At 59.9% G+C, this 23824-nt stretch carries 20 protein-coding genes; 9 read left to right on the plus strand and 11 right to left on the minus strand.

Features of this window, described 5'->3' with window-relative positions; translation table 11 throughout:
- Window positions 1-482 precede the first annotated feature (482 nt).
- The gene (locus Q0792_RS05255; protein WP_298837150.1) at window positions 483-1940 is read right to left on the minus strand and encodes an aldo/keto reductase; all 1458 of its coding nucleotides are present in this window, start codon (window positions 1938-1940) and stop codon (window positions 483-485) included.
- Window positions 1941-2125: 185 nt separating this feature from the next.
- On the opposite strand from Q0792_RS05255, the gene Q0792_RS05260 reads away from it, so the two are divergent.
- The 7 genes from Q0792_RS05260 to Q0792_RS05290 are packed head-to-tail and all read left to right on the plus strand — an operon-like array spanning window position 2126 to window position 8221.
- The gene (locus Q0792_RS05260) at window positions 2126-2515 is read left to right on the plus strand and encodes a TIGR04076 family protein (RefSeq protein ID WP_298837153.1); all 390 of its coding nucleotides are present in this window, start codon (window positions 2126-2128) and stop codon (window positions 2513-2515) included.
- Window positions 2508-3584 carry an aldo/keto reductase gene (locus tag Q0792_RS05265; RefSeq protein WP_298837155.1) on the plus strand — a complete coding sequence of 359 codons (1077 nt, stop codon included), beginning with the start codon at window positions 2508-2510 and terminating at the stop codon, window positions 3582-3584. The genes Q0792_RS05260 and Q0792_RS05265 overlap by 8 nt, the downstream gene beginning before the upstream one ends.
- The gene (locus Q0792_RS05270; RefSeq protein WP_298837158.1) at window positions 3577-4350 is read left to right on the plus strand and encodes an ABC transporter ATP-binding protein; all 774 of its coding nucleotides are present in this window, start codon (window positions 3577-3579) and stop codon (window positions 4348-4350) included. The genes Q0792_RS05265 and Q0792_RS05270 overlap by 8 nt, the downstream gene beginning before the upstream one ends.
- Window positions 4343-5074 (plus strand): ABC transporter ATP-binding protein, encoded by a 732-nt coding sequence (locus Q0792_RS05275; RefSeq protein ID WP_298837161.1) that lies wholly within the window; start codon window positions 4343-4345, stop codon window positions 5072-5074. The genes Q0792_RS05270 and Q0792_RS05275 overlap by 8 nt, the downstream gene beginning before the upstream one ends.
- Complete coding sequence (locus Q0792_RS05280; RefSeq protein WP_298837164.1) at window positions 5071-5985, plus strand: branched-chain amino acid ABC transporter permease; 915 nt, start codon at window positions 5071-5073, stop codon at window positions 5983-5985. The genes Q0792_RS05275 and Q0792_RS05280 overlap by 4 nt, the downstream gene beginning before the upstream one ends.
- Window positions 5982-6959 carry a branched-chain amino acid ABC transporter permease gene (locus tag Q0792_RS05285; RefSeq protein WP_298837167.1) on the plus strand — a complete coding sequence of 326 codons (978 nt, stop codon included), beginning with the start codon at window positions 5982-5984 and terminating at the stop codon, window positions 6957-6959. Before Q0792_RS05280 ends, Q0792_RS05285 begins: the two co-directional genes overlap by 4 nt.
- An 8-nt stretch (window positions 6960-6967) precedes the next feature.
- On the plus strand, window positions 6968-8221 hold the full coding sequence (locus tag Q0792_RS05290; RefSeq protein WP_298837170.1) for an ABC transporter substrate-binding protein: 1254 nt from the start codon (window positions 6968-6970) through the stop codon (window positions 8219-8221).
- A 182-nt stretch (window positions 8222-8403) separates the two neighbouring features.
- Here the strand turns inward: Q0792_RS05290 and Q0792_RS05295 are convergent, their stop codons facing one another.
- Both Q0792_RS05295 and Q0792_RS05300 read right to left on the minus strand, forming a co-directional pair.
- Complete coding sequence (locus Q0792_RS05295; RefSeq protein WP_298837173.1) at window positions 8404-8940, minus strand: hypothetical protein; 537 nt, start codon at window positions 8938-8940, stop codon at window positions 8404-8406.
- Window positions 8937-11471: an HWE histidine kinase domain-containing protein gene (locus Q0792_RS05300; RefSeq protein WP_298837176.1), complete on the minus strand. Its 2535-nt coding sequence runs from the start codon at window positions 11469-11471 to the stop codon at window positions 8937-8939. The genes Q0792_RS05295 and Q0792_RS05300 overlap by 4 nt, the downstream gene beginning before the upstream one ends.
- 147 nt (window positions 11472-11618) lie before the next feature.
- Here Q0792_RS05300 and Q0792_RS05305 point away from each other — a divergent pair, with 147 nt between their 5' ends.
- A complete protein-coding gene (locus tag Q0792_RS05305; RefSeq protein ID WP_298837178.1) occupies window positions 11619-12038 on the plus strand; it encodes a response regulator in 420 nt (139 codons plus the stop codon).
- Window positions 12039-12072: 34 nt separating this feature from the next.
- On the opposite strand, the gene Q0792_RS05310 is transcribed toward Q0792_RS05305, so the two are convergent.
- Window positions 12073-15213 carry an efflux RND transporter permease subunit gene (locus Q0792_RS05310; RefSeq protein WP_298837181.1) on the minus strand — a complete coding sequence of 1047 codons (3141 nt, stop codon included), beginning with the start codon at window positions 15211-15213 and terminating at the stop codon, window positions 12073-12075.
- 3 nt (window positions 15214-15216) lie between these two features.
- On the minus strand, window positions 15217-16353 hold the full coding sequence (locus Q0792_RS05315) for an efflux RND transporter periplasmic adaptor subunit (protein WP_298837184.1): 1137 nt from the start codon (window positions 16351-16353) through the stop codon (window positions 15217-15219).
- Window positions 16354-16447: 94 nt separating this feature from the next.
- Here Q0792_RS05315 and Q0792_RS05320 point away from each other — a divergent pair, with 94 nt between their 5' ends.
- Entirely contained in the window at window positions 16448-17074 is a 627-nt protein-coding gene (locus tag Q0792_RS05320; protein WP_298837187.1) for a TetR/AcrR family transcriptional regulator, read from the plus strand.
- Window positions 17075-17083: 9 nt separating this feature from the next.
- Here the strand turns inward: Q0792_RS05320 and Q0792_RS05325 are convergent, their stop codons facing one another.
- The 6 genes from Q0792_RS05325 to hmgA form a co-directional block, all read right to left on the minus strand.
- Window positions 17084-18010: a 3-keto-5-aminohexanoate cleavage protein gene (locus Q0792_RS05325; RefSeq protein ID WP_298837189.1), complete on the minus strand. Its 927-nt coding sequence runs from the start codon at window positions 18008-18010 to the stop codon at window positions 17084-17086.
- A gap of 644 nt (window positions 18011-18654) precedes the next feature.
- Window positions 18655-18852 carry a DUF2783 domain-containing protein gene (locus Q0792_RS05330; protein ID WP_298837192.1) on the minus strand — a complete coding sequence of 66 codons (198 nt, stop codon included), beginning with the start codon at window positions 18850-18852 and terminating at the stop codon, window positions 18655-18657.
- Complete coding sequence (locus tag Q0792_RS05335) at window positions 18845-20473, minus strand: FAD-dependent oxidoreductase (RefSeq protein ID WP_298838626.1); 1629 nt, start codon at window positions 20471-20473, stop codon at window positions 18845-18847. Before Q0792_RS05335 ends, Q0792_RS05330 begins: the two co-directional genes overlap by 8 nt.
- A 17-nt stretch (window positions 20474-20490) precedes the next feature.
- Window positions 20491-21441, minus strand: coding sequence for an MBL fold metallo-hydrolase (locus Q0792_RS05340; protein WP_298837194.1), 951 nt, complete (start codon window positions 21439-21441; stop codon window positions 20491-20493).
- Window positions 21442-21502: 61 nt separating this feature from the next.
- Complete coding sequence (locus Q0792_RS05345; protein ID WP_298837197.1) at window positions 21503-22462, minus strand: fumarylacetoacetate hydrolase family protein; 960 nt, start codon at window positions 22460-22462, stop codon at window positions 21503-21505.
- Entirely contained in the window at window positions 22459-23814 is a 1356-nt protein-coding gene (hmgA, locus tag Q0792_RS05350) for a homogentisate 1,2-dioxygenase (protein ID WP_298837200.1), read from the minus strand. Before hmgA ends, Q0792_RS05345 begins: the two co-directional genes overlap by 4 nt.
- Window positions 23815-23824: the final 10 nt, after the last annotated feature.

Here is a 23824-nt window from a genome sequence, read left to right on the forward strand (position 1 = left end):
AATCGCAATAAAAATCACCCGGAGCGGCGTACCGGCAAGCGCGTGGCGGGTTAGTTGCCGTCAGACGTCAGAGCTGCCGCCGCCCTTGCAGGGCACTCCGGTGTGCCGAAGTTTCCGGAAATGATGGTGGTGACAGGGTTTTCGCCCACACAGCAACGCGGGAACGCCCCGGGTCGGTTTCGGGTCCGGGCTGCGGGCATCCGGCGCAAGACCGACCCTCGGGCACAGTGCCCGATGTCCCGCAACCTGTGGCCGGATTTCCGGTACAGCACGCTGCCATGTCCCGCACGGAGGCCGGCTGCACCGTGGCACAGGATGATGACAACCAAAGCGCGCGCCACGTCGCACAACCTGCACGTGCCAGAGGCTGATTTACTGTGGTTTATGCGTCGCCGCCTGCACCTCAGACACCGCGCCTATTGAGCTGCGAATTGCCCCGCACAGCACCGGGGTCAAAACCATTGGCGGGTGGCTCAGGGTGATCAGGGGCGGATCAGAGCTTCGGCTTCGATTTCAACACGGTAACCGCCGATCAGCTCTGACACCTCAACCAGCGTGTTCGCCGGGCGGACATCGCTGAAAACGCGGCCATGTGCGCGCGAAACGGCCATCACATCCGCCGCATCGCTCAGATAAATACGCGTGCGGATCACATCTTCTATGCCGGCACCCAGCGCACCCAGAGTAGCCGCGATTTTATCCAGAATGAATGTTGTCTGCGCCCCTGCATCGTCGGGTGCCACAACACGGTCGGCACCGGCGGTTGCCGTTGTGCCCGAGACCAGAATACGATCGCCGATGCGTTGCGCCCGGCAATACCCCGCGATCTCTTCCCATTCGCTGCCTGTACCAACCTGCATTTCGCCGGGCCGTCCGGGCACTTCCCGGGTGGTCACCGCGCGGGGCATTTCATCAAGGTGATGGCTCAGATCACCCGACGCGGTCAGGAACGGCGGCCTGCGATACTCGTCGCCGCAATCGCCCGGCAGTGGCTGCGCGCCTTCAAACGCCTCTTCAAGGCGGTCAAGGTCGCCTGCATCAAGCTGAAAACCGAAAAGGCGCGCATTGTCCTCGGAATGCCGCGCTTCCCCAAGACGGGCGCCAATAATCACACCCGCAACGCAGGGATTGTCCAGCACCCAGCGCGTCGCCACATTGGAAAGAGAAACGCCATGTCGCGCCGCAATTTCCGATGCCGCCTGAAGGATCCGCTGGAATACGTCCCAGCCGCCTGCGGCCCCGATGAACCGACGGTACTTCATTTTGCTCCAGTCGGATATTTCCGCCGGATCCGGCTGCCCCAGCCAGCGTTGCGAGAGGAAACCACCGGCCAGCGTGCCGTAACACAACAGACGCACACCTGTCTGGGCGCAGAGCTCCGCCAGAGGTCCCGCGGCGCGTCTGTCGACCAGTGAGAACGGTACCTGATTGCTGACAACCGGGATATCGTCCGCCAGCGCCAGGTGCAGATGCGCCGCATCAAAATTGGTCACACCTATTTCGCCGATCAGACCTTTTTCACGCAGCTCTGCCATCTCATGCAGCGCATCGAGCCAGGCGGGGTGCTCAAAACTCCACCAGTGAAACTGCAGCAGGTCGACCCGGGTTGTACCAAGCCGGTCCAGCCGGTCCTGAACACCGGCCCGCACTGTTTCGGCGGTCATCGGCCCCGGCACCGGGCACCACTTGGTACAGACAACCGGACAGGGGGAACCGCCACGGCGCAGCAACGCACCTGTGATCAGCTCGGAAGTTCCGTAGTGGTCCGCCATGTCAAAGGTCCGGAAACCCTCACTGACGTAGGCCGCCAGGTGATCTGCGCCTGTTTCGGGATCTATCAGGTTGCCTTCTTTTTCAATGTCAGCAACCTGCCACAGACCGACAAGCGCCCTTGTCACAGAAAGCCGGTCAGTCAGCCTGTATTCCGGTGGATGGGGCATGGGACCTCCGCGCGCGTTGCCTGATGACTGTTCTGGTGGATCACGCAGCACTTGTCCATGCAAAGCACTCTCTACCGGGAGCTCCGGCGACGCTGGCAGTTGACAGCCTGAGCCCCAGCCCGCAACCTGATGAAAAGTACGGCTTTTGCCCGCTGCAGCGCGCAAGGGGACCGTGGGGGATGAAAATGTCAGCCAGCACAACAGACGACGGCTTCTGGCTTTATGATCTGCGGGTCGAGACGGTGGTCGGCGACAGAACGGCCGTCTGTCGCCATGTGGAAGGCGAAAGCTTTGCCGTCGAGGGTGAACTTCTGGTCTTTGAGCAGGGCCAGAGGGTGTCGATGTACGCGCTGGCGGCACTGTTGCCGCTGCTGCCGGCCAAACAGCGTGCGACCCCGGCAACAGACTGGATGTCGACGGATGCGGAAATCGCCTGCCCCGATCCGCACTGCGGCGGTCGTTTCAGGATCACGCGCGGTGAAAAACGATGGTTCCGTCACGCAGAAACGACCGGCCTGCCGGAGCAGCGCGAAACGCCTTACTGGCAGAAAGAGGAGACGGGTTCGCATGACTGAGACGGTTTTGCTGCGACCGGACCACCGGATCTCGCGGGTTATCAAGGGCGGGTGGCAGCTGGCCGGGGATCACGGCGCTGTGGACCGTGGCCAGGCGATACGGGACATGGAAGCTTTCCTTGATGCAGGCATCAACACCTTCGACTGTGCGGACATTTACGTGGGCGTCGAGGAGATGATCGGCACGTTTATCGCAGATGTGCGTCGAAGGCGTGGCGCTTCTGTTGCCAGCCAGGTCTGCGTGCACACCAAACTGGTGCCTGATCTGGAACTCCTTGAACGTATCCGCCCGGCAGATGTCGAGGCGATTGTCGACAGATCACTGCGGCGTCTGCAGGTCGAACAACTGGATCTGGTGCAGTTCTACTGGTGGGATCTGAGCATGGGGCAGCCGCTGGAGGGCCTCAGCGCACTGAAAGACCTCCAGGCCAAAGGCAAAATTGCCAGTCTGGGGATCAACAACTGGGACCGGTCACAGATAGCGCCCTTTGTCGACGCGGGTTTCGATATTGCAGCCGCACAGGTGCAGTTTTCGGTTCTCGACCGGCGTCCGGCAAACGGCCTGGCCGCGTGGGCCGCCACTCAGAACATGCAGCTGGTCTGCTATGGTACTCTTGCGGGTGGGTTTCTGACGGAAAACTGGCTGGGGCAGCCTGATCCCGGGTTTGCCTTTGAAAACCGCAGCCTGGTGAAATACCGGCTGATCATCGACGAGTTCGGCTCCTGGGAGCAGTTTCAGAAGCTGCTCGGCGCGCTGAAAGCAGTGGGCGACCGCCACGGCGTATCGCTCAGCAGTGTTGCCACACGCTGGGTGCTTGACCAGCCACAGGTTGCCGGCGGGATCGTTGGCGCGCGGTATGCCCGTCATCTGCCGCGCACTCTGGAGGTCTTTGATCTGCAACTCGACGACGAGGATCACGCAGTTCTGAACGCGGTGCTTGATGCGCACCCCGGCCCGCAGGGCGACGTCTTTGCGCTTGAGGCGGACAGAACCAGCCGCCACGGCCGGATTATGAAGTACAATCTGAATACCCGACCGGACGACAAGGTTCTTGGCGCGGATGGATGACACAATCCTCAGCCTGCGCGGCATCACGCGCGACTTCGGCCCGTTCAGAGCTGTCGATGATGTCAGTCTCGATATAGAACGCGGCAGTATCACCGGGCTGATCGGACCGAACGGGGCCGGCAAGACGACGCTTTTCAATGTTCTGACAGGCGCGCTGGAGCCCACAGCGGGCAGCGTCATGCTGAATGGCCGGGACGTAACAGGCCTGGCGCCGGATCACCTTTTTTCGGCAGGTCTCGGGCGCACATTCCAGATCCCCCGCCCGTTTGCACGGATGAGCGTGCTGGAAAATGTGATGCTGGCCCCCGGCGGACAGGTTGGAGAGCGGCTGCATGGTCCTTTCCTGCAGTCGGCCAGTATGCACAGACAGGAGACCACAATCCGCGACAGAGCCATAGAGGTTCTGGATTTCGTGACCCTTTTGCCGCTTGCAGACCAGGCCGCAGGGCAGATCTCGGGCGGGCAGATGAAGCTGCTTGAGCTGGCACGCGTCCTTATGGGGGATCCGCAGGTGATCCTGCTGGACGAACCTGCTGCTGGCGTAAATCCGACGCTGACGAAACTGCTGATCAGCAAGATCGAAGAACTGAACCGCCAGGGCAGGACCTTTGTCATTATTGAACATGACATGGATTTTGTGATGCAGCACTGTACGCCGGTTATTGCTCTGGCCGAAGGGCGGGTTGTCTTTCGCGGCACACCCGAAGAGGCCCAGAAAGACCCGCTGTTGCTCGAGGCCTATCTGGGGGCGGTGGCCGTTGACTGATCTGGCGTTGGAAGCACGGGGCATCGTGGCCGGCTACGTGCCTGAACTGCCCATTCTGCGCGATGTGCATCTGCAGGCCGCACGCGGCCGTGTCACCGTGATCATCGGGCCGAACGGGGCCGGAAAATCGACGCTGATCAAGGCCATCGCAGGCCTCGTCCCGGTCAGCGCCGGCACTGTCATGCTGGGCGACCAGGACATAACCAATCCGCGGCCGGACACAATGGGTGCCGCAGGCGTCGCTTACGTTCCACAGACTGACAACATCTTTCGCACTCTGACGATCAGGCAGAATCTGGAGCTTGTTCTGCGGAATGCGGGTGCCGACCGGGCGGCGCGGCTTGATGCATTGTTCGGGCAGTTTCCCCCGCTTGCAGCAAAGCAAAAGGAGAAGGCCGGTGCATTGTCCGGCGGTCAGCGACAGTTTCTTGCCGTCGCGATGGCACTTGCCATCCGGCCTTCAGTTATTCTGATGGACGAACCCTCGGCGGGGCTGGCACCCAAAGCCGCGCAGGAGGTCCTCGGGATGGCGCGGGCGCTGACCGAAGACGGCGTTACGATCATTCTTGTCGAGCAGAATGTCCGCCAGGCGCTGCGCATTGCAGATCACTGCTTTATCCTCGCGGACGGCCAGAACCAGGTTGACGGACCGGCTGCCGACCTGATGAACGACCCGATTGTCGGTCAGATATATCTCGGGGGCAAAAGGGTGGCGCCCGCATGATCCAGCACCTCGCAGACGGCATACTTGTCGGCTCCATTCTGTCACTTGGCGCTATCGGCCTCACGATGGTCATGCATATGCTGCGTTTTGCCAATTTTTCGCATGCCGAACTGCTGTCAGTCGGGGCCTATTGCGCGCTGGTGTTCGACGGCGTTTTTGCCGGTGTGCACAGCGGCCTGGCGCAGGCCATCGGGTCGCTGAGCCTGACCTGGACGCTTGCACTGTCAATTATCGTTTCCATGGCCGTGACCGGCTTCTCGGCGGTGGCCATTGACCGGCTTGTGTTCCGGCGCGTCCGGGCTCTGGGGGGCGAGCTGTCAATGGTGTTTGCCTCGTTTGGAGTGGCGATGATCCTGCGGAATATTCTCGGGCTGATCTTTGGACTACAGGCGCAGCTTTATTCCAGAGACATCGTCTTTGCCGTCATGATCAGCAGCGACCCGCTGTTACTGATCAAACCGGATCAGGTTTTCTCATTGGTCGCGGCTCTGGTTTTCATGATGATTCTGCATCTGGTGCTGTCACGAACCACATTCGGATATGCGTTGCGCGCGGTGGCAGAGAACCCCACGCTGGCGCAGGTCTCAGGGATCAGCCTCCAGCGTATGATCATCCTGATCTGGCTGATCGGCGGTGGCCTGGCCGCTGCAGCGGGCATCTTTTACGGGCTGACAAACCAGATCAATCCGGTTCTGGGGCGCGATCTGGTGTTGCCGATATTCGCGGCCACAATCGTGGGCGGCATCGGCAGCATATACGGAGCGGTTCTGGGCGGGTTTCTTGTGGGCATCGCATCCAATGTGGCCCTGCTGATCCTGCCCTCCGGCTACAGTCCGGCGGTGCCCTTTCTGATCATTCTGGCTGTCCTGCTTGTGCGCCCCACCGGGTTGTTTGGCGAGGAAAGGCCATGATCGGTGTGATATCCTATCTGGTGTTTTTCAGCACGGTCGCGGCGATCCTCGCCATCGCGGTTCTGGGGCTCAACCTGCAGTGGGGCAACACCGGCCTCTTTAATGGCGGGGTCGTCGCCTTTTTTGGCGCAGGGGCTTATGCAACGCTGATCTTCGGGGGGACACCGCAGGAGGGGCAGCTGGGCGGGTTTGCCCTGCCCTACCCGCTTGCGCTGCTGGGAGGCATGTTCGTGGCCGGGGTTATGGCCTGGATTGTGGGTATTCTCACGCTGCGACTGCGTCACGACTATCTGGCAATCGCCACCTTCGGTGTCGCCGTCGCTTTTGAAAACCTGATGCGCAACGCCGAAGCACTGGCCGGTGGGGCGCAGGGACTGCGCGGGTTCGAGCGGCCATTGTTTGATGCCCTGGGTGGTGGTCTTGCCTATAATTCTCTGTTTCTTATCTGCGTTCTTGTTCTGCTGCTGGCCGTTTACGTTTTTCTCGAACGCCTGATCCGGTCGCCGTTTGGCCGTCTGCTGCGCGCGATCCGCGAGGATGAAACAGCCGCCAGGTCGCTGGGAAAGAACCCGGCCCGCATCCGCCTGACCTCTTTTATTACCGGCTCGGTGATCATGGGGATGAGCGGTGGACTCTATGGTACCTTTTACGCTTTTATCTCTCCTCAGGATGTACTGCCGATCCTGACCTTTCAGATCTGGGCGATGCTCATCGTCGGCGGCGCGGGGAACAACCGTGGCGCAGTTGCCGGCGCCTTTCTGATCTGGGGCGCCTGGACCGCCAGCGGCTGGGCGCTCTCACGCTTTGCACCGCAGGAGGTGCAGCTTTATACCGGATCGGTCCAGTTCATCCTGATTGGTTTTGTGATTGTGGGCATGCTGCTCTGGCGTCCGCAGGGATTATTCGAAGAAAAACTGGTCGTCTCGCAACAGGGGCGCACCGCAACAAAAGAATTACAGGGAGACAGAAGATGAAAAAACACATGAGAAACACAAGCATTGCAGTGGGTCTTGCCGCAGGGCTGACTGCCATTGGCGGGGCCGCCGCGGCACAGGACTGCACCACCAAAATCGGCGCTGTGCTGCCCACATCTGTCGACTGGGGCAAACCAATCGCTGCGACCGCGCAGTATGTCGTCGAGCAGGTAAACGCCGCCGGTGGTGTTGCAGGCTGCGAGATCGAGATGGTTCTGCGTGACAGCCAGGTTGACCCCAAGGTCGGCGTCGATGCGGCCAAAGCGCTTGTAGATCTGGACGGTGTTCAGGTCTTGCTCGGCGCCGTTTCGAGCGGCGTTTCTATGCCGATCCTGACCTCGGTAACAGCACCGGCGGGCGTGATGCAGATGTCATGCTGTTCGTCCTCGACAGCCTTCACAGGTCTGGCAGAGGAAGGCAAAACAAAGGGGCTGTGGTTCCGGACGTTCGCCACGACTGGTGTTCAGTCGGCGGTTGCCGCGATGGTCGCAAAGGACAAAGGTTATAAATCGATCGCTATCCTGTACAAGAATGACGACTGGGGCCAGGACATCGGCAAGCTGGCCGCGGCCGATTTCGCGGCTGTGGGCGTAGAGGTGACAGGTTCTGTCGCCCTGAACGACGGTCAGGCGTCTTACCGTGCCGAAGTGACCGAAGCCCTGAAAGGCCAGCCCGAAGCGATCTATCTGGCGCTTTACCCCAAAGAAGGGACAGCGGCAGTGCGCGAATGGATCTCGCTTGGTGGCACACAGAACATGATTGTTGCCAACTCTCTGAAATCAGATGAATTCCGCGAAAATGTTGGTTTGCAGTACCTTGGAAACACGACTGGCACGGACACGGCATCACCCCGCAGCGCGTCGGCCACCAGGTTTGTCGATCAGTACACCGAGCATTTCGGAAGCGCCCCCAGCGGCCCCGGTCTGTCCAACAGCTACGACGCGACGATGATTGCGCTTCTGGCGATGGAAGCCGCAGGCAAAGACTCAAGCGGTGAGGAAATAGCCGCGATGGTCGGCAAGGTAACAGATCCGGCCGGAACACCCGTATCAGCCGACGCCGAGGGCTTTGCTGCAGCAAAGGAAATACTCGCAGGCGGTGGCAGCGTTTTCTATCAGGGCGCGACGGGCAATGTACGCTTTGACGCCAACGGCGATGTTTCGGCGCCCGCGGTCACCTGGGGTTTCTCTGAAGGTGGTATCGAAGAGCTGCAGTACATTTCACTGGACGAGGTGGACAGCTTTATGGGCTCGCTGAACTGACTTCCTCGGAATTATGCCAGAAATGAGGGGGCGCCGGTCAGCGGCGCCCTTTTTTCCTGAAATGCCCCATATGAACCGTCCGCGCCGGCCCCGTGGCGACGCCCGGATCATGCACCGGATCGTTGCCACCGTCCGACAGGCAATCAGACCGAAAGCTTAACCGGACCCACCGGCGCGTCTGGTCATTCAAGCATCCGCCGGAACCGGTCAGGCTCGCTCAGGGCCGCGAAAACTGCATGTGTGCCTTTGCCTGCTGCCTCACGATCAAGAACCTGACTGTCCAGTGCTTTCAGAAAACCTGCCAGAGCACCCGACTTTGCATAGACCGCCATGTGTTCGACATAAGATGCAGGCCAGGTGTCACTGATCATGCCGCGCCGCAGCAGGGCAACAGCGCCGAGAGCTGATCCATTCAGCGCGTAGCAGGCGCCCCAGGCCCAGCTGTGGTCCGGACAGCACCGGATTTTGGGCACAGGCAGACCAGGCGAGTGCAGATCAGACGCCAAAGCTCTCAGCCTTGTGCGTTCTTCGGCGCATCCCTCAACCGGTGAAATGGTGGCGCTGGCGGCCATGCCAATATAGCCGTGCGCCAGCTGCAGAGCCTGCAGCCATGCCAGATAACCCGATTGCCCGTTAAAGTACCCCTGACCGAGCCAGGCACTCTCTGCCATCCGGTGCGCCGCCTGGCTCGACGTTTTCAGAAAGTACCGGTTGGTCATTGCAGCAACCCCGACAGCTCGTCCCGGAGGCTGTCGACTGACACCGGCTTGGTCATGCGCGGCACATCCCGCAGCTCCGGGGCGCTGGCGGCCTTATCCCCGTATCCGGTTACGAATACCACCGGTACACCTGCTGCCCGCAACCTGATGGCCACTGCCTCACTGGTCTGCGCCTTGCCCAGATTGAAATCCAGAACGGCCAGCACCGGGGTCTGTGCGTCGAGAAACGCCATCGCCTGCTGAGCATTGGAAAACAGCGCCACATGCGCAAAGCCGAAATCCCGCAACTGGTCGCACATTTCAGCACCGATGATAAAGTTGTCTTCCAGCAGCAGAACTGTACCTTTCAATGCCTCCGCCGGGATGCCGGCTGCCTCTTTTGGTGCCTGGGGCGTGTCATCGGTCAGCTGTGCAGGACCAAACGTGTCGTCAAAGCATGTACCCGGGAAAAAGAAATGCGCGCTGACGCCATCCGGCCTGAAGAAAAGCTCTGACTTTCCACCCAGTTCGAAAGGCACCGACCGGGTGATCATCGCCGTGCCGAACCCTGCTTCCGGCGATGTTTCGACCGGTGGTCCGCCCTCTTCAGCCCAGGTAATCTGTGCACCGTCACCGGCGCGGGTCATGGCAATCCGCACACTCCCTCCCTCGACAGACAAGGCTCCGTATTTTACCGCGTTCGTGATCATTTCGTGCATGATCAGGGAAAAAAACGGCGCAATCTCGGCCAGCACAGAGCGGTCATCACCGGTGATCCCGACCCTGCGGTCTGATATGCTGCTGTAAGGTTCCAGCTCTTTGCGGATCAGGTTCAGAAGAGACACAGGATGGGGAAGCGAGCCGGCAATGAGATCGTGCGATGCTGCCAGGGCCTGTATCCGGCCTTCCATCGCAGCGGCATAGCTTTCGACAGAACTGTGCCGACGGCGTGCCTGATGAGAAACCGACCGCACGAGAGCAAGGATATTGCGCACCCGGTGGTTCAGCTCATCAATCATCAGGGACTGCTGACGGTTCATGCGGTTCATCAGGGACTGACGCTCTGAGGCATGCAGCAGGGTGCGCACGTGCTGGATAAAATAGAGATCATCCTCTGACCAGGCACGGCTGCTGCCTTCGACAACTTCAAGAAAGGCAGAAAATGACGCGCGGGGTGTCAGCCGCATCACGCCTTCCTGGAGCTCTACGGTTTTGTCAGGGTTCCCTGCCCATGACACCTCCCGGACCATCTCTTTTCGGAAAACACAGATCAGGCTGTCGGGCGAAAGCGCCGTGACCAGCGCTCCGGCACAGTCGCCGGCAGCTTCGGCAAATGCCGGAAAACGGTCCGCCAGGTTATCGATCGCAAGGACGTCTCCTTCCTGCGCCTCTGCACAGATCTGAAGCTGGTCGAGCAGTGACTGCTCCGGCACCAGCCCGAACCGTGTCGTCCTTCCGGGGTTCAGGGTTGCAATGCCATCAGCGCCGATCACATCAAGGACACCCGGCGCAACCTCCGTCAGCAGGCTGTCGAGCTGCACACTGCCCGAGGCCTGTCCTATGACGTAGCTGTCCAGTTGCCGGATCCGGTCCAGTGTGTCCTGTCGCCGGATCGACAGAAGCTTTGCCGAAAAAACGGGGATGATATTTTCCAGAATTTCCTGCAGCGAGCGATCGCAGCGGCGCGGCGTTTCGTGATGACAGGAGATCACACCCCACAGCTCGTCCTCGACCACGATATGCAACGTCAGGGTCGCTGCTGATCCCATGTTCCGAAGGTACTGCAGATGAACGCCGGACATCCCACGACAGACCGAATGGGTAAGGTCCAGCGGTGGCAGATTCTGACGGGCGGGCACAACCGGTATCTGATCGGCACTGGTGTCGCCGCAGATCCGCAGTGGAATGCGTTTCATCATTTCACGTGCCTGATCCGGGATGTCGTAGCGCGGAAACCAAAGCCCGGCAAACGACTGCATGCCGGGCCTGCAGGTCTCGGCGAGCACCTCGCCGTTGAATGCCTGGTCAAATCTGTAAACAAGCACCCTGTCAAAACCGGTGAGGTGCCGCACCAGCTGCACTGTAAGTGCGAACAGATCCGGGTGCGAATGACAGTTCAGAATTTTGCCGATCATGAAACTCATAGACTGAAGCATGCAGCCCTGATCGCTCTGTCCGGTCCCGGCCGGCTCCATGGAAACCACGGTGCACCCTGTGCTCTCGCAGATACTGAGGTCCCAGTACTGCTCACCAATCAGGAAGCAACCGGCAAAGACAGCGTTATTCTCTGCACCGCCTCTTGCCAGGGCGTTACGTATTCCGTGCAGGATCTCTTCGTCGAAAAGTGTGCAAAGGCTGGCTGTCAGAACGTCCTCCAGCGGACGTCTGAACACACCGGCGGCGTTTTCACTGGCATAGCGCACTGCGCCCGTTGTGGCATCCGCTGCGATGAGGCAGCCGAACCCCTGGATTACGCCGGGTATTCTGATCGGCTCTTCAGAACAGCGCTCAACCGCGCGGGCAATCTCTTCAGTGTCTGGCATCTTGTCCATAAATGACGTCCCGGAAAAACCAACCCTTTCTGAACGCCACGCGTGAAGACGTGCTGAAAGCACCGTACGGTGCGGTAAGTTCCCGGCGACCTCATGGAGGTAACGTTGCATTTTCGGATACAGCCCTGCCCGGTACGGAGAAAAAAGTTGCCCAAAATCCTCATCATGGAAGACGATCCTGAACTGAGTTATTCACTCACACAGTGCCTTGAAGATGCAGGTCACTGGGTCAGCGCCTGCAGGTCCGCAGCCTGCGCGCGCACGGAGATGGAAGCCGCCTCCTATGACCTGCTGATCACCGATATTTTCGTGCGCAGAAACAACAGATCCCTCAATGACGGAGGCATCTCGCTCATCGCATGGGTCCGTGCACGTCCAGGCATTCAGGATATGCCGATTATTGCCGTCAGCGGTTCCACCAGATACCCCGGCATGGAGACTATCCTGACAACGGCACGCAGGATCGGCGCAGATATGGTTCTGGAAAAACCTCTGAAGCTGTCAGAACTGCTTGCAGGGATCGTGACACTGACCTGTCACCACGACAGACGTGGGCCCGTCGGGTAACGGCCTGATTGCCTGCGGCAGACCTGGGTACCGGTTACTCGGCTGCGAGCCGCACAGGCACCGGTTTTACAGACGTTGGCTCGGGCGCTTTCACAGTACCGGTCGCCCGGCGGCGGCCTGGCCTGCCATAGATCAGCGCAAAGGCCGGCGGTGTGAAATAGAACGACACGACAGCCGACAAAAGGACGCCACCGGCAATGGCCACAGCAAACGGCGGCCAGAAGCCACCACCTGCGAGGATCAGAGGCAAAAAGCCGCCAAAAGTGGTGATGGTCGTCGATATGATGTGCCTGCTTGAGCCGCCCACAACTCTGGCCATGGCATCGGTGTTCCCCGCAGAGGCCTCTGCATCCGCTTTCAGACCTGTCAGAATGATGATCGCCGCGTTTATGGACACCCCGATCGAGCCGATGACACCGATGATTGCATTAATTCCGAACGGAAACTGCATCACGGCCAGCGCAAGAATGGACAGCCCTGCCGAAAGCACACAGACAACCAGCGCAATCGCAGTCAGCCTGAACGAATTGAACGTCAGCACGATGGCGGCAATCGTCAGGGTAACGATCAGCCCAACAGAGGCCATCAGATTACCCACCGTGTTGGAGCGGGCGTCGGAATCGCCGCCCAGTTCCATGCGATACCCCGGCGGCAGCGCAAATCCGGCCTCGTCCATAGAAGCCAGAACGGACTGAAGCGCTTCCTCGGGCAGAACGCCCGGCACGATGAAGGCCTGAACCGTATTGGTCCGCTCACCATTGCGCCGCGTGATGACACTTTCCGCCGGCTCAAGCACCGGATAGGCCAGCGACGACAGCGGAACTGCCGGGAAAACGCCCCGGGCCGACAAGGCGGCAGCACCGGGCAGAACCACGGGCATGTCCGTGATTACCGACAGATCACCGCGCACGCCCTGCCCCAGCCGGACACGCACAGGCAACTGGTCAGTGCCTTCAACCAGACTGCCACCGGTCACGCCCACGAGCGCTGTTTCAAGCTGACGCGCGATGTCGGTGACGTTCAGGCCAACGAGCCGGGCAGCCCCTTCATCGATCTCAAACCTCAGCTGCGGTGCACCACCGGCGACAACCGACCGCGCCTGGTTTACCAGAGGAAGGTTCGCCATGATCGCCCGGGCCTCGTCACCAAGATCGCGCAGCACGTTCAGGTCCGGCCCGACAAACCGGACTTCGACGGGCGCATCCACCGGCGGTCCCTGGACCAGCGCCCGCACAATGATACGGGCCCCGGGGAACCTGCTGTCGAGATCTGCCTGCAGTTCCGGCACAAGGCGGGCTGCGTCCTGTGCACTGTCTGTTTTGATCATGGCCTGTGCATAACCGGGCTCCGAAGAACGGCCTGCAACAATGTTATAATAAAAGGCGGGTCCGGATTTTCCGATTGTCCAGAAAACCTTGTCGATTCCCTCGGCCTGTTCGAGCAGGGCATCGATTTTCGACGAAACGCGCGCGGTTTCATCGATCGCCGTGCCCGGCGGCATATCTACTTCAAGATAAAACTGGTCGCGCTCTACGCCGGGAAAGAACTGTGCAGTCAGTGTTGGGAAAGATGCAAAACCAAGAAAGGGCAGCACCAGAGCAAGTGCAACAGAACGAAGCGGGTTGCGGACAGACCAGCGCAGCGAGGCTGCAAAGAGCGGCCCCAGAACCGGAAGCCTGATCCCTGTCCTGGTTCCGGATTTGAGAAACCATCCGGCGAGAGCAGGTGTCACCGTCACGGCAACGATGAGCGACCAGACCAGCATCAGAACGACCGCAATTGCAATCGCGCCGACAAAGTCTCCGGCGGGGCCCGGCAGCAGGATCATGGGCGTAAACGACAGCGCCGTGGTCACGGTTGACGCAAACAGCGGTGCAGCAAGCCGGCGGGTGGCATCCCCGGTCGCTGAAATACGCGACATTCCGCGCTCAAGCCGCTGGCGGACTTCATCAACCATCACGATCGCTGCATCCACCAGCAGCCCCAGCGCCACAATCAGCCCCGTCACCGACATCTGATGGATCGGCAGGCCAATGAAATTCATGCTGGCCAGGGTCGCCAGCGAGACCACCGGCAAAACAAGAGCAACGATCGTCGCAGCACGCGCGCCAAGGGTCAGGAACAGGACCCCGACGACGAGCGCTACGCCGATCGCCATATTGGTTCCCACTTCTGCCAGACGGTCTGCTGTGTACTGGCTCTGGTCAAACATCAGTGTCTCGGACAAACCGGCCGGCACCAGAGCACGGCCTTCGGCAAGGGTATCGCGCACAAACCCCATCCAGCGGTCAATCTGAACGCCGTCCTGAGCCAGCACGCCAACGAGTACAGCCGGTTTGCCATTGGCAATGGCGAGTTCCTCGGGCGGGTTCGCCCCGACCCGGCTGATCCGGGCGATATCTGCGAGCAGAACGCGGGCGCCTGCCTCGTTTTCACGCAGAACAACGCGACCCAGCCTGTCGAGTTCCTCGATGGCGCCCGACGTGGAAATCGTCAGATCGGTATCGCTCCGCTGGAGCCGGCCGGCCTGCACCTTGCCATCCGCAGCGAGGATTCGGGCGGAAACCTGATCTGCTGTCAGGCCAAGTGCTGCGGTCTTCTGCGGATCAAGCTCTACCAGTACTTCGGGTTCTGCCTCGCCGAAAAGGTCCACAGCCCGCGTCAGAGGCACCGAGCGCAGCCGGTCTGCCAGATCTTCGGCATGCGCCTGCACCACCGACATGGGCACTGCAGCGTGATCCGCCGTTACGGCAACAACAGCGGAATAGGCCGAGATACCTTCTGCGTTGAATTCAGGAGCCTGGACACCGGCCGGAAAACTGCTGCGTGCTTCTTCGACCGCGTCGCGGGCTTCCGACCAGACCTGCTCGATGGTCGCTTCGTCCAGTGTTTCCAGCAATTCAACAGAAACCACCGACACGCCTGTCCGCGAGACAGAGGATACGACGTCCACCTCGGAAATCTCGCGCAGTTCTTCTTCGATCTCAGACGTGACAAGCGTTTCTACGCGCGCGGGATCAGCGCCCGGAAAAACAGTTGTTATCGTTGCAAAAAGGTTCGTGATTGTCGGGTCTTCCTGCCGCCCGAGCGACAGAAAAGACGACAGACCCGCAGTAATGAGAACCATCAGGATGAGCGCAACCAGACGTGGCTGGCGAAAGGTAAGCGTCTCCATCTGTCAGCCTCCCAGACCGAGCGGGCGGACGCGCTGCCCGGGCACGACGCGGTGAGCGCCAGAGGTGATAAAGCGCGCGCCCTCTGCCAGCGATCCCTGTACAAATACGCGGGTGTCCTCGGCGTGAATAATTTCAACCGAAGCGGCCCGCACAACGTCATCCGGCTCCAGTACGAATACCGTCCACTGGCTTCCGGAACCTTCCCGAAGAGCATCAACGGGAATCCAGGCGCCGCGCTGCTGCACTGTCGTCAGCAGATCCAGAACGACAGTCTGACCAAAGATGGTGGCGCCATCCGGCTCGACTGAAAACAGCGCGGTTCTCGTGCGGGTTACAGGATCAAGGTCCGGACGGAACTGCATCAGCCGGGCACGCAGCGTCCGGTCACCGACGCGCAGCGATACACCGGTACCCGGCGGAACGTCGACTTCGACTGGCAGGCCGACCCGTGCTTCGGGCGCAGAGGTGCGGATCAGTGTCAGCACGGGCTGCCCCGCTGTCAGTGTCACAGAGGTCTCTGCATGCTGTGTCCCCACACGACCTGAAAACGGTGCGGTCAACACAGATTTCTCGAGGTTGATCTCAACGGTATCCAGCGCTGCTGAGACCTCGGCCATCCGGTTGCGCAGTTCATCACGTGTGCTGACTGCCTGATCGAGTGCTTCCTGGCTGGAAAACCCGCGCTCGCGCAGTTGTGCCGCCCGCACAACCCGGCTTTCGGCAAAAATGAGCTGGTCACTGACAGCCGCCCGGGAAGCCGAAAGTCGCCGGGCATCAGCCTCCAGCAGGTCCGTATCGAGCCGGGCAATGACCTGTCCCTGCTCGACAGCTTCGCCTTCTGTCGCAGTCAGTTCGGTCAGACGCCCGGCGAGTTCAAAGGACAGGGTTACTTCTTCTGCGGCCTCTGTCTGGCCGGTGAAGCTGCGTGTCTTCTCATAGCTGTCCAGATAGGCAACCGTCGCGAGTGACACCGGGGTAAGCTCTGCGGCCTGCGGGGCCTCAACGCTCGCAGCGCGCCCTGCAAGAAAGCCGCTGCCGGCGACCACCGCCGCACCTGCTGCAGCTGCAACGCCCAGCGTCAGTCCGATTGTGCCACTGCGCCGGATAATTCGTCCGAGAAGTCCTGTCTTCTGTGTCATCGCCACCATTTCCCGATCTGCATGTTAGCACCTCTAACATATGTTAGGGGTTCTTACTTTGACAAGAGGTACGTTTCCTGAGAAAGATTGGATCATGAACACAAGCCCACAAAACGCTGCGCGTGAAAGTTACCATCACGGCGATCTGCGCGCACAGTTGCTCGAAGCGACCCGTCAGCTGGTTGAGGAGAAAGGCCCGGATCAGTTTTCTGTCTCTGAAGCGTGCAGGCGTGCGGGCGTCTCCACAGCGGCACCGTATAAGCATTTCAAAGACAAAGAAGAAATGCTGCACCACATCGCCCATGCCGGCATGGAACGGCAGCGCCAGCAGATGCTGGACGAACTCGCGCTGTGCGAAGCCGGAACGCTTGACCGCATTGTCGCAATGGGTCGTGTGTACATACGTTTTGCACTGGCAGAGCCAGGGGTGTTCCGGCTGATGTTCGGGCTGTCAGAAGACCATGCCGACCACTGCGATCTTGTCCAGCTGGGTGACGACACCTTCTGTGTCGTACAGTCCGAGGTGGCGAAATGCCACGGTCGGAGTGAGGTTATCGAATCAGATGTAAATGAGGCTTTCCTGCTCTGGAGCTTCGTTCACGGTCTGTCGTTTCTGCTTATCGACGGCAAGCTCAAGGAGGCGAAAGTACCCTTCGATATGGAAATCACCCTGCTGGATATCGCCAGGCGGGTTGTCGGGCCATCCGGTTCAGAAAACTGACTGTCAGCCTCAGGGTTTTATCCTGCTTTCCCGCAGTCCCAGCAAGGCAACCGCCTCATCCGGTGTCGCGACGCGCCCTCCCATCGCATGGATCAGCGACGCTGCTGTTCTGACCTGCTCCGCGTTGGAAGTGGACGGCTCTCCGGGCCCTGACCAGAGCGAATCTTCGAGCCCGACACGTACGTGACCACCTGCGGCGATGGCCTGCGCGGCCACTTTCATCTGATACGCGCCTGCCCCCAGGACGGACCAGACCATATCAGTGCCAAACAGCCGCAGCGCCGTGCGGCGCATGTGTGCCACATCGTCCGGATGCGCACCGATCCCGCCCAGCAGGCCGAAAACAGTCTGAACAAAAAACGGGGGCTCTACCAGACCCTCGTCCGCGAACCAGGCCAGATTATAGAGGTGAGACGTGTCGTAGCACTCGAACTCGAACCGCGTGCCGTTGCCCCTGCAAGCATCAAGAACCGCCGATATATCCCTGTAACTGTTGCGAAAAACAAGATCACGCGATCCTTCAAGGTGTTCTCTTTCCCAGCCGGCAATATCCGGGTACCGGCCCAGCATCGGAAACAGCCCCATGTTCATCGAGCCCATGTTCAGCGAGGCCAGCTGTGGCGCAAAATGCGCGGCCGGTCGCACCCGCTCGTCAACGGTCATGTAGGGGCTGCCGCCGGTAGTCAGATTCAGGATCGCATCCGTTCTCTGACTGATATCAGGCACAATCCGCGCAAATCCCTCAACGCTCTGATCCGGTCGCCCGGTCGCCTCATCGCGGGCATGCAGATGCAGTATCGCGGCACCTGCTTCAGCTGCCTCTTCAGCCGAAGAAATGATCGCCGCAGCGCTGGCAGGCAGATGCGGCGACATCGATGGTGTGTGTATCGCACCGGTGATCGCGCATGTGATGATAACGGGGCGACGGTCGGCCATTGGTTTCTCCATCAGCTGTGTTTTTGCAGGCTTGCACATCCCGCGCCCAAATATCCAGCCTGATGACCTGACGCGAGCACCCCGATGTTTTCCACGTCGCCCGCAGCACTGAAACAATCGCCGGGCCGCCGCAGAGGGCCCGGTTTGATTACTCTTTACGGCATGTTCGGTTGCATCCGGCATTAGATATCGTCGTAAGGTGCACTGTGGAACGATTACGCCCTGCGGGTAGAAGACCCGACGGCTCCCATGACGGCAAACGCATCCCTCAGAACGAGTATCTGAAATCAGATCACGGCGACTGTCTGTGGAAACTCCGGATGCGCGGGAAAAACCTCTTCCTCGCTCCGTCTGCAAACATTCCCCCGATTATCCGCGACCTGTGGCGTATGCGACGCAAGGGACAAACTGTACAGGGCTGGCAGAAGCGGCTGATGTTGCAGAAGCAACAATCGAAGCCGCAGGTGGAAAAGTGCCGGCGCATGTCACAACGGGTAACGGCAACAGGTACCGAAATCCGGCGCCGCGCAGACAGACCGTCGTCTGCGGACAGACTGCCCGGGCTCCGGGACGGCAGCGAAATTGCACTGAAATACTCTGATGATACCGCGGAAAGACGGCGCAGAAGTACAACAGAGACCAGGTCAGCTTTCGCTGCGGGCGGCTGCTGCAAGCGCCTGACGCAGCACGCTTCTGTCTCCGATATGATTGCAGAGGATCAGGATCAGGCGGGCGTTCAGAGCCTCACTGTCTTCCTTGCTCAAGCCCCTGTGAGCCGACAGCAGTTCGTCGTAAAAACCATCCGGGTCATCGATATTGGGTTCAAGGTTAAGTTCAGTCATGGTCGCCCCCCCCGGTTGCAGCTCTGATCGCATCCTGTACTGCGACCGGGTCATAGTGGTCCCAGCGTGCGGCAACGTGCTGATCCGGACGGATAAGATAGACAGCAGCGGCCAGATCCCCCAGATAGCGCTCAGTCAGCGCACCCGCGGGGTCATCGGCTGATGTATCGAGGTGAACAATGTGCAGAGACATCTGCGCATCAGACGACGCTGCATCCGTGTTGTTTATGCACAGCAGAGAAAAATCACCCGTCAGGCGGTCGAGAATGTATCCGGTGGCCAGTTGTGCGTCCGGACAGGCCGCCCCTGGTCTGCTCACCTGTGGCGCACCCGAAATGTCCGGCCCGTTCAGCGACGAGCCGTCATACACACAGGGAACTGAAAGACGCCCCGAATTAACCAGCGGGCGCGCGAACGGATATCTTCCCGCCAGTTCCAGCACCGCATTGCGGAAAACCGCACTTGTCCCGGATTTCGGCGTCAGAAAGTCGGTCGCGCGGGTCGAGTTCAGAATGTTCTCGTCCGCGGCAACAACACGTTCTTCGGAATAGGTGTCGAGCAGTGCAGCGGGTGCCGCCCCCCTGATCACCATATCCAGTTTCCAGCACAGGTTGTCGACATCCTGTATGCCGGAATTCGCGCCGCGCGCACCAAAAGGCGAGACCTGATGGGCTGCATCGCCCGCAAACAACACCGGCCCGTGCCGGAAACGTTCCATCCGCCGACACTGAAACGTATAGATGGACGTCCACTCAAGGTCATATGCGACCTCGTCGCCCAGCATCGCGTCCACCCTTTCCCGGATGCGCGCAGGATCGAGTTCCTTCTCGCGGTCAATGTCCCAGCCAAGCTGGAAATCAATGCGCCAGATGTCATCAGGTTGCTTGTGCAGCAGTGCAGACTGCCCGCTGTTTTTGAATGGCGGCTCAAACCAGAACCAGCGTTCCGTGGGGAAATCCGCTTTCATTTTAACGTCTGCGATCAGAAAGTTATCCTCGAAAACACGGCCTTCAAAGCTGAGCCCCATCATCTGTCGCAGAGGCGATCGCGCGCCGTCACAGGCGATAACCCAGTCGGCTTCGAGCGCATAGATGCCATCCGGCGTTTCGACCTGCAGACACGCGATATCTCCCGTCACTTCAATCCCGGTGACGGCATTGCGCCCCCTGATCTCGATGGGCGCACCTGCATTCTGCGCGGACCGGATCTCATCGACGAGATACTTTTCGAAATAGGGCTGTTGCAGATTGATGAATGCTGGCCTTCTGTGCCCGGCCTGGGGCTGAAGGTTGAATTCGAAAACCCTGTTGTCGCCGTGAAACACCTTGCCCTTGTTCCAGACCACGCCCTTCCGGACCATTGCCTCGCCGGCGCCCAGCCGGTCGGCAATCTCGAGCGTCCGTTTGGAGAAGCAGATTGCCCGGCTGCCTTGCCCAACGCCTTCGTGGTCGTCAAGAACAAGGACCGGGACACCCTTTTTGCCCAGATCAAGTGCGGCGGCCATGCCAACAGGGCCGCCGCCTGCGATCACCACAGGATGCCGCCGGGCCGGCGCTTCCTGATCTGCTGACTTTTCATAGGGGTAAAGCCTGAAGGCCAGATCATAGCGCACATCGACCATCTTTTTCGCCTCGCCCATCAGCCCTGCAGCTGTTCCCACATCTCAAGATCACGTTTGTCCGTCCAGATCCGCGGTGTGTCCATGCCACGCGCTTCATCGTAGGCGCGGGAGACGTTGAACGGCAGACAGTGTTCGTAAATTGCATAGTCGCTGAACTTCGGGTCGCATTCCGCGCGCACCGCGTGCCAGGCCTCGTTCAGGGAACCGCCCCGCGCAGCGACCCTTGCCGCTGGTCGATAGGTGCTGTCAATGAAATCGCGCGTCGACGCGATCGCGCGGTTCACAGCGTCCTGCCCGATCAGTGCCCCGCCCCGACCAGGGGCGATTGCATCCAGCCTATAGTCACGTATTACATCAAGCGTTCCGCCCCAGTCGCCGAAATGACCGTCGCCACAATAGCAGGCAGAGTGATCTTCCACGATGTCACCAGTGAACATCACGTTCTGATCCGGCACATGGATAACCGCGTCGCCTGCTGTGTGCGCGCGACCCGGGCAGCTGATGTCCACACGGCGTTTACCCAGATAGACCGTCATGCTCCTGCTGAAAGTCGTCGTGGGCCATGTCAGGCCCGGGATACTCTCGTGCCCTTCAAACAGACGTGGAAACCGCTGGAACTCGCTGTCCCAGTCTTCCTGTCCGCGCTCAGTTACCATGGCACGAGCCGTGTCGGACATGATGATCTGACCTGCCCCATAGGCCGAGGCCCCCAGAACACGCACAGCGTGATAATGCGTGAGGATCAGATGACTGATTGGCTTGTCGGTAACTTCGCGGACCTTTTCTATGACGAGGTTCGCAAGGCGCGGGGTCGCCTGCGCCTCGACAATCATCACGCTGTCGTCGCCAATAATCACGCCGGAATTGGGATCACCTTCGGCTGTGAAGGCCCAGAGGCCCTCGCCAATTTCATCAAAAGTGACTTTTTTCTCCCCTATATCCCCCTGAGACGCAAACTTCTTTGTCATTTCCTGATCTCCCCGCTCTTTTACTCACAATCGACGCGTCGCGCGCCTGGTTGTGCTTTAGTCACCCGGACAAGTGCACATTCTGATCGATGCTTCCAAACAGCGACCGCCCCTGATCGTCTTCCATCCACATTCGAACGTGGTCTCCATCCTGCAGAAAGGGCGTTACCGGCGCGCCCGTCTGAATGGTTTCGATCATGCGCTGTTCGGCAATGCACGAATACCCCGCACCACCCTGCGACACCGGTTTGCCTGGGCCGCCATCCTGTTTGTTGGACACCGTTCCCGAACCGACGATCGTACCTGCAGCAAGCCGCCGTGTTTTCGCGGCATGTGAAATCAGCGTGCCGAAATCAAACGTCATATCAACACCTGCATCTGCCCGTCCAAAGGGTTCTCCGTTCAGATCCACATGCAGAACGCCATGCAGCCGCCCGTCCCGCCAGCCGGGCAACGCATCGGGCGTTACCGCCAGCGGTGAAAAAGCACAGGCCGGTTTGGACTGCACAAAGCCAAAACCTTTGCCCAGTTCTCCCGGGATAAGACCGCGCAGCGACACATCATTGCACAGCATGACATAGCGGATGGCAGCGAGGGCTGTTTCCCTGCTGGCGCCCATCGGAACCACGTCAGTAATCACCGCGATCTCGCCTTCGAAATCAACGCCCCAGTCCGCGTGACCCACGATATCTTCTCTCGGCCCGAGGAAACTGTCTGAGCCGCCCTGATACATGAGCGGGTCGCTCCAGAAACTGGCCGGCATCTCTGCGCCGCGCGCCTGACGCACCAGTTCGACGTGATTCACATAGGCTGAGCCATCGAGAAACTGGTACGCGCGGGGCAGTGGCGACGTGCACAGCTCTTCTGCAAACGGTTGTTCCGTGAATTCAGGTACGATCCGGTCGTGATCCAGAGCCTGCTGCAGCGTTCGGTCGCTGCAGGGCCGCTGGATGGTCAGATCATCAGAAACCGTAACCAGCCGCCCGTCGGGCGTTCCGTCGTTGAGAGTTGCAACCTTCATTTCCGCCCCGGCGTTCCATCAAATTTCTTCTCCAGGCTCTCCCAGCAATCGATGTAATCGTCCTGCAGGGGCGCCTCTTTGCCGGCAAAGGTGGTCAGATGCTGCGGAAATCGGGTTTCGAACATGAATGACATTGTGTTGTCCAGCTTGTCCGGCCCCAGATTGGCGTTACTCGCCCTTTCAAACGCATCGCGGTCCGGCCCATGCGGCAGCATCATATTGTGCAGTGACAAGCCGCCCGGAACAAAGCCTTTGGGCTTGGCGTCATACTGGCCGTAGATATTGCCCATCAGCTCGGACATGATGTTCTTGTGGTACCAGGGCGGCCGGAAGGTATCTTCGGCAACCATCCACCGTTCGCGGAACAGCACAAAATCGATACTGGCGGTACCGGGCGGTCCTGAAGGCGCTGTCAGTACGGTAAAAATCGACGGGTCCGGGTGGTCAAACAGTACTGCGCCAACCGGGCAATAGGTGTTCAGATCATATTTGTATGGCGCGTAATTGCCGTGCCAGGCAACCACATCCAGCGGCGACTGCGCGATCTGTGTCTCGTGGAACTGACCGCACCACTTTATGGTGACCGTGGACGCGACTTCGCGATCCTCGAAGGCTGCGACCGGTGCTTTGAAATCGCGCGGATTTGCCATGCAGTTCGCACCAATTGGCCCGCGCCCCGGCAGATCAAACTTCTGGCCATAGTTCTCGCAGACAAATCCACGACAGGGGCCCTCGAGAACCTCAACCCGGTACACCAGACCTCTGGGCAGTATCGCGATTTCCCGCGGCTCGACATCAATGATGCCAAGCTCGGTACAGAACCGAAGCCGACCCTCCTGCGGAACGACCAGCATTTCGCTGTCTGCGGAATAAAAGTAGTGATCCACCATAGACGCGGTCACAAGATAGATGTGGCTTGCCATACCGATCTGTGTGTTCACATCGCCGGCCGTGGTCATCGTGCGCATGCCCGTAAGCCATGTCAGCGGGGCATCTGTATGCGGTACAGGATCCCACCGGTACTGGCCCAGGCTTGTAACGTCGTCCGGCATGTGTGGTGCCGACTTCCAGTACGGCAGTTCGGTTTTCTGGTAGCGATGAGAGTGGCGGACAGAAGGTCTGATACGGTAACACCAGGTGCGCTCGGGACGTTCATGGGTGAAAGCTGTCCCGCTGAGCTGTTCTCCGTAGAGGCCATAGTTGCATTTCTGCGGACTGTTCATGCCCTGTGGCAAAGCCCCGGGGAGCGCTTCAGTCTCAAAGTCGTTCCCGAAGCCCGGCATATAGCCCGCATGCGGTCCCGGCAGTGATGGTGCCTGAACGAGCGGAGCAGTCTCTGTCTGGCGGTTCATCCGGCATCCT

This window comes from uncultured Roseobacter sp. (assembly GCF_947495025.1).
Classification (GTDB): Bacteria; Pseudomonadota; Alphaproteobacteria; order Rhodobacterales; family Rhodobacteraceae; genus Roseobacter.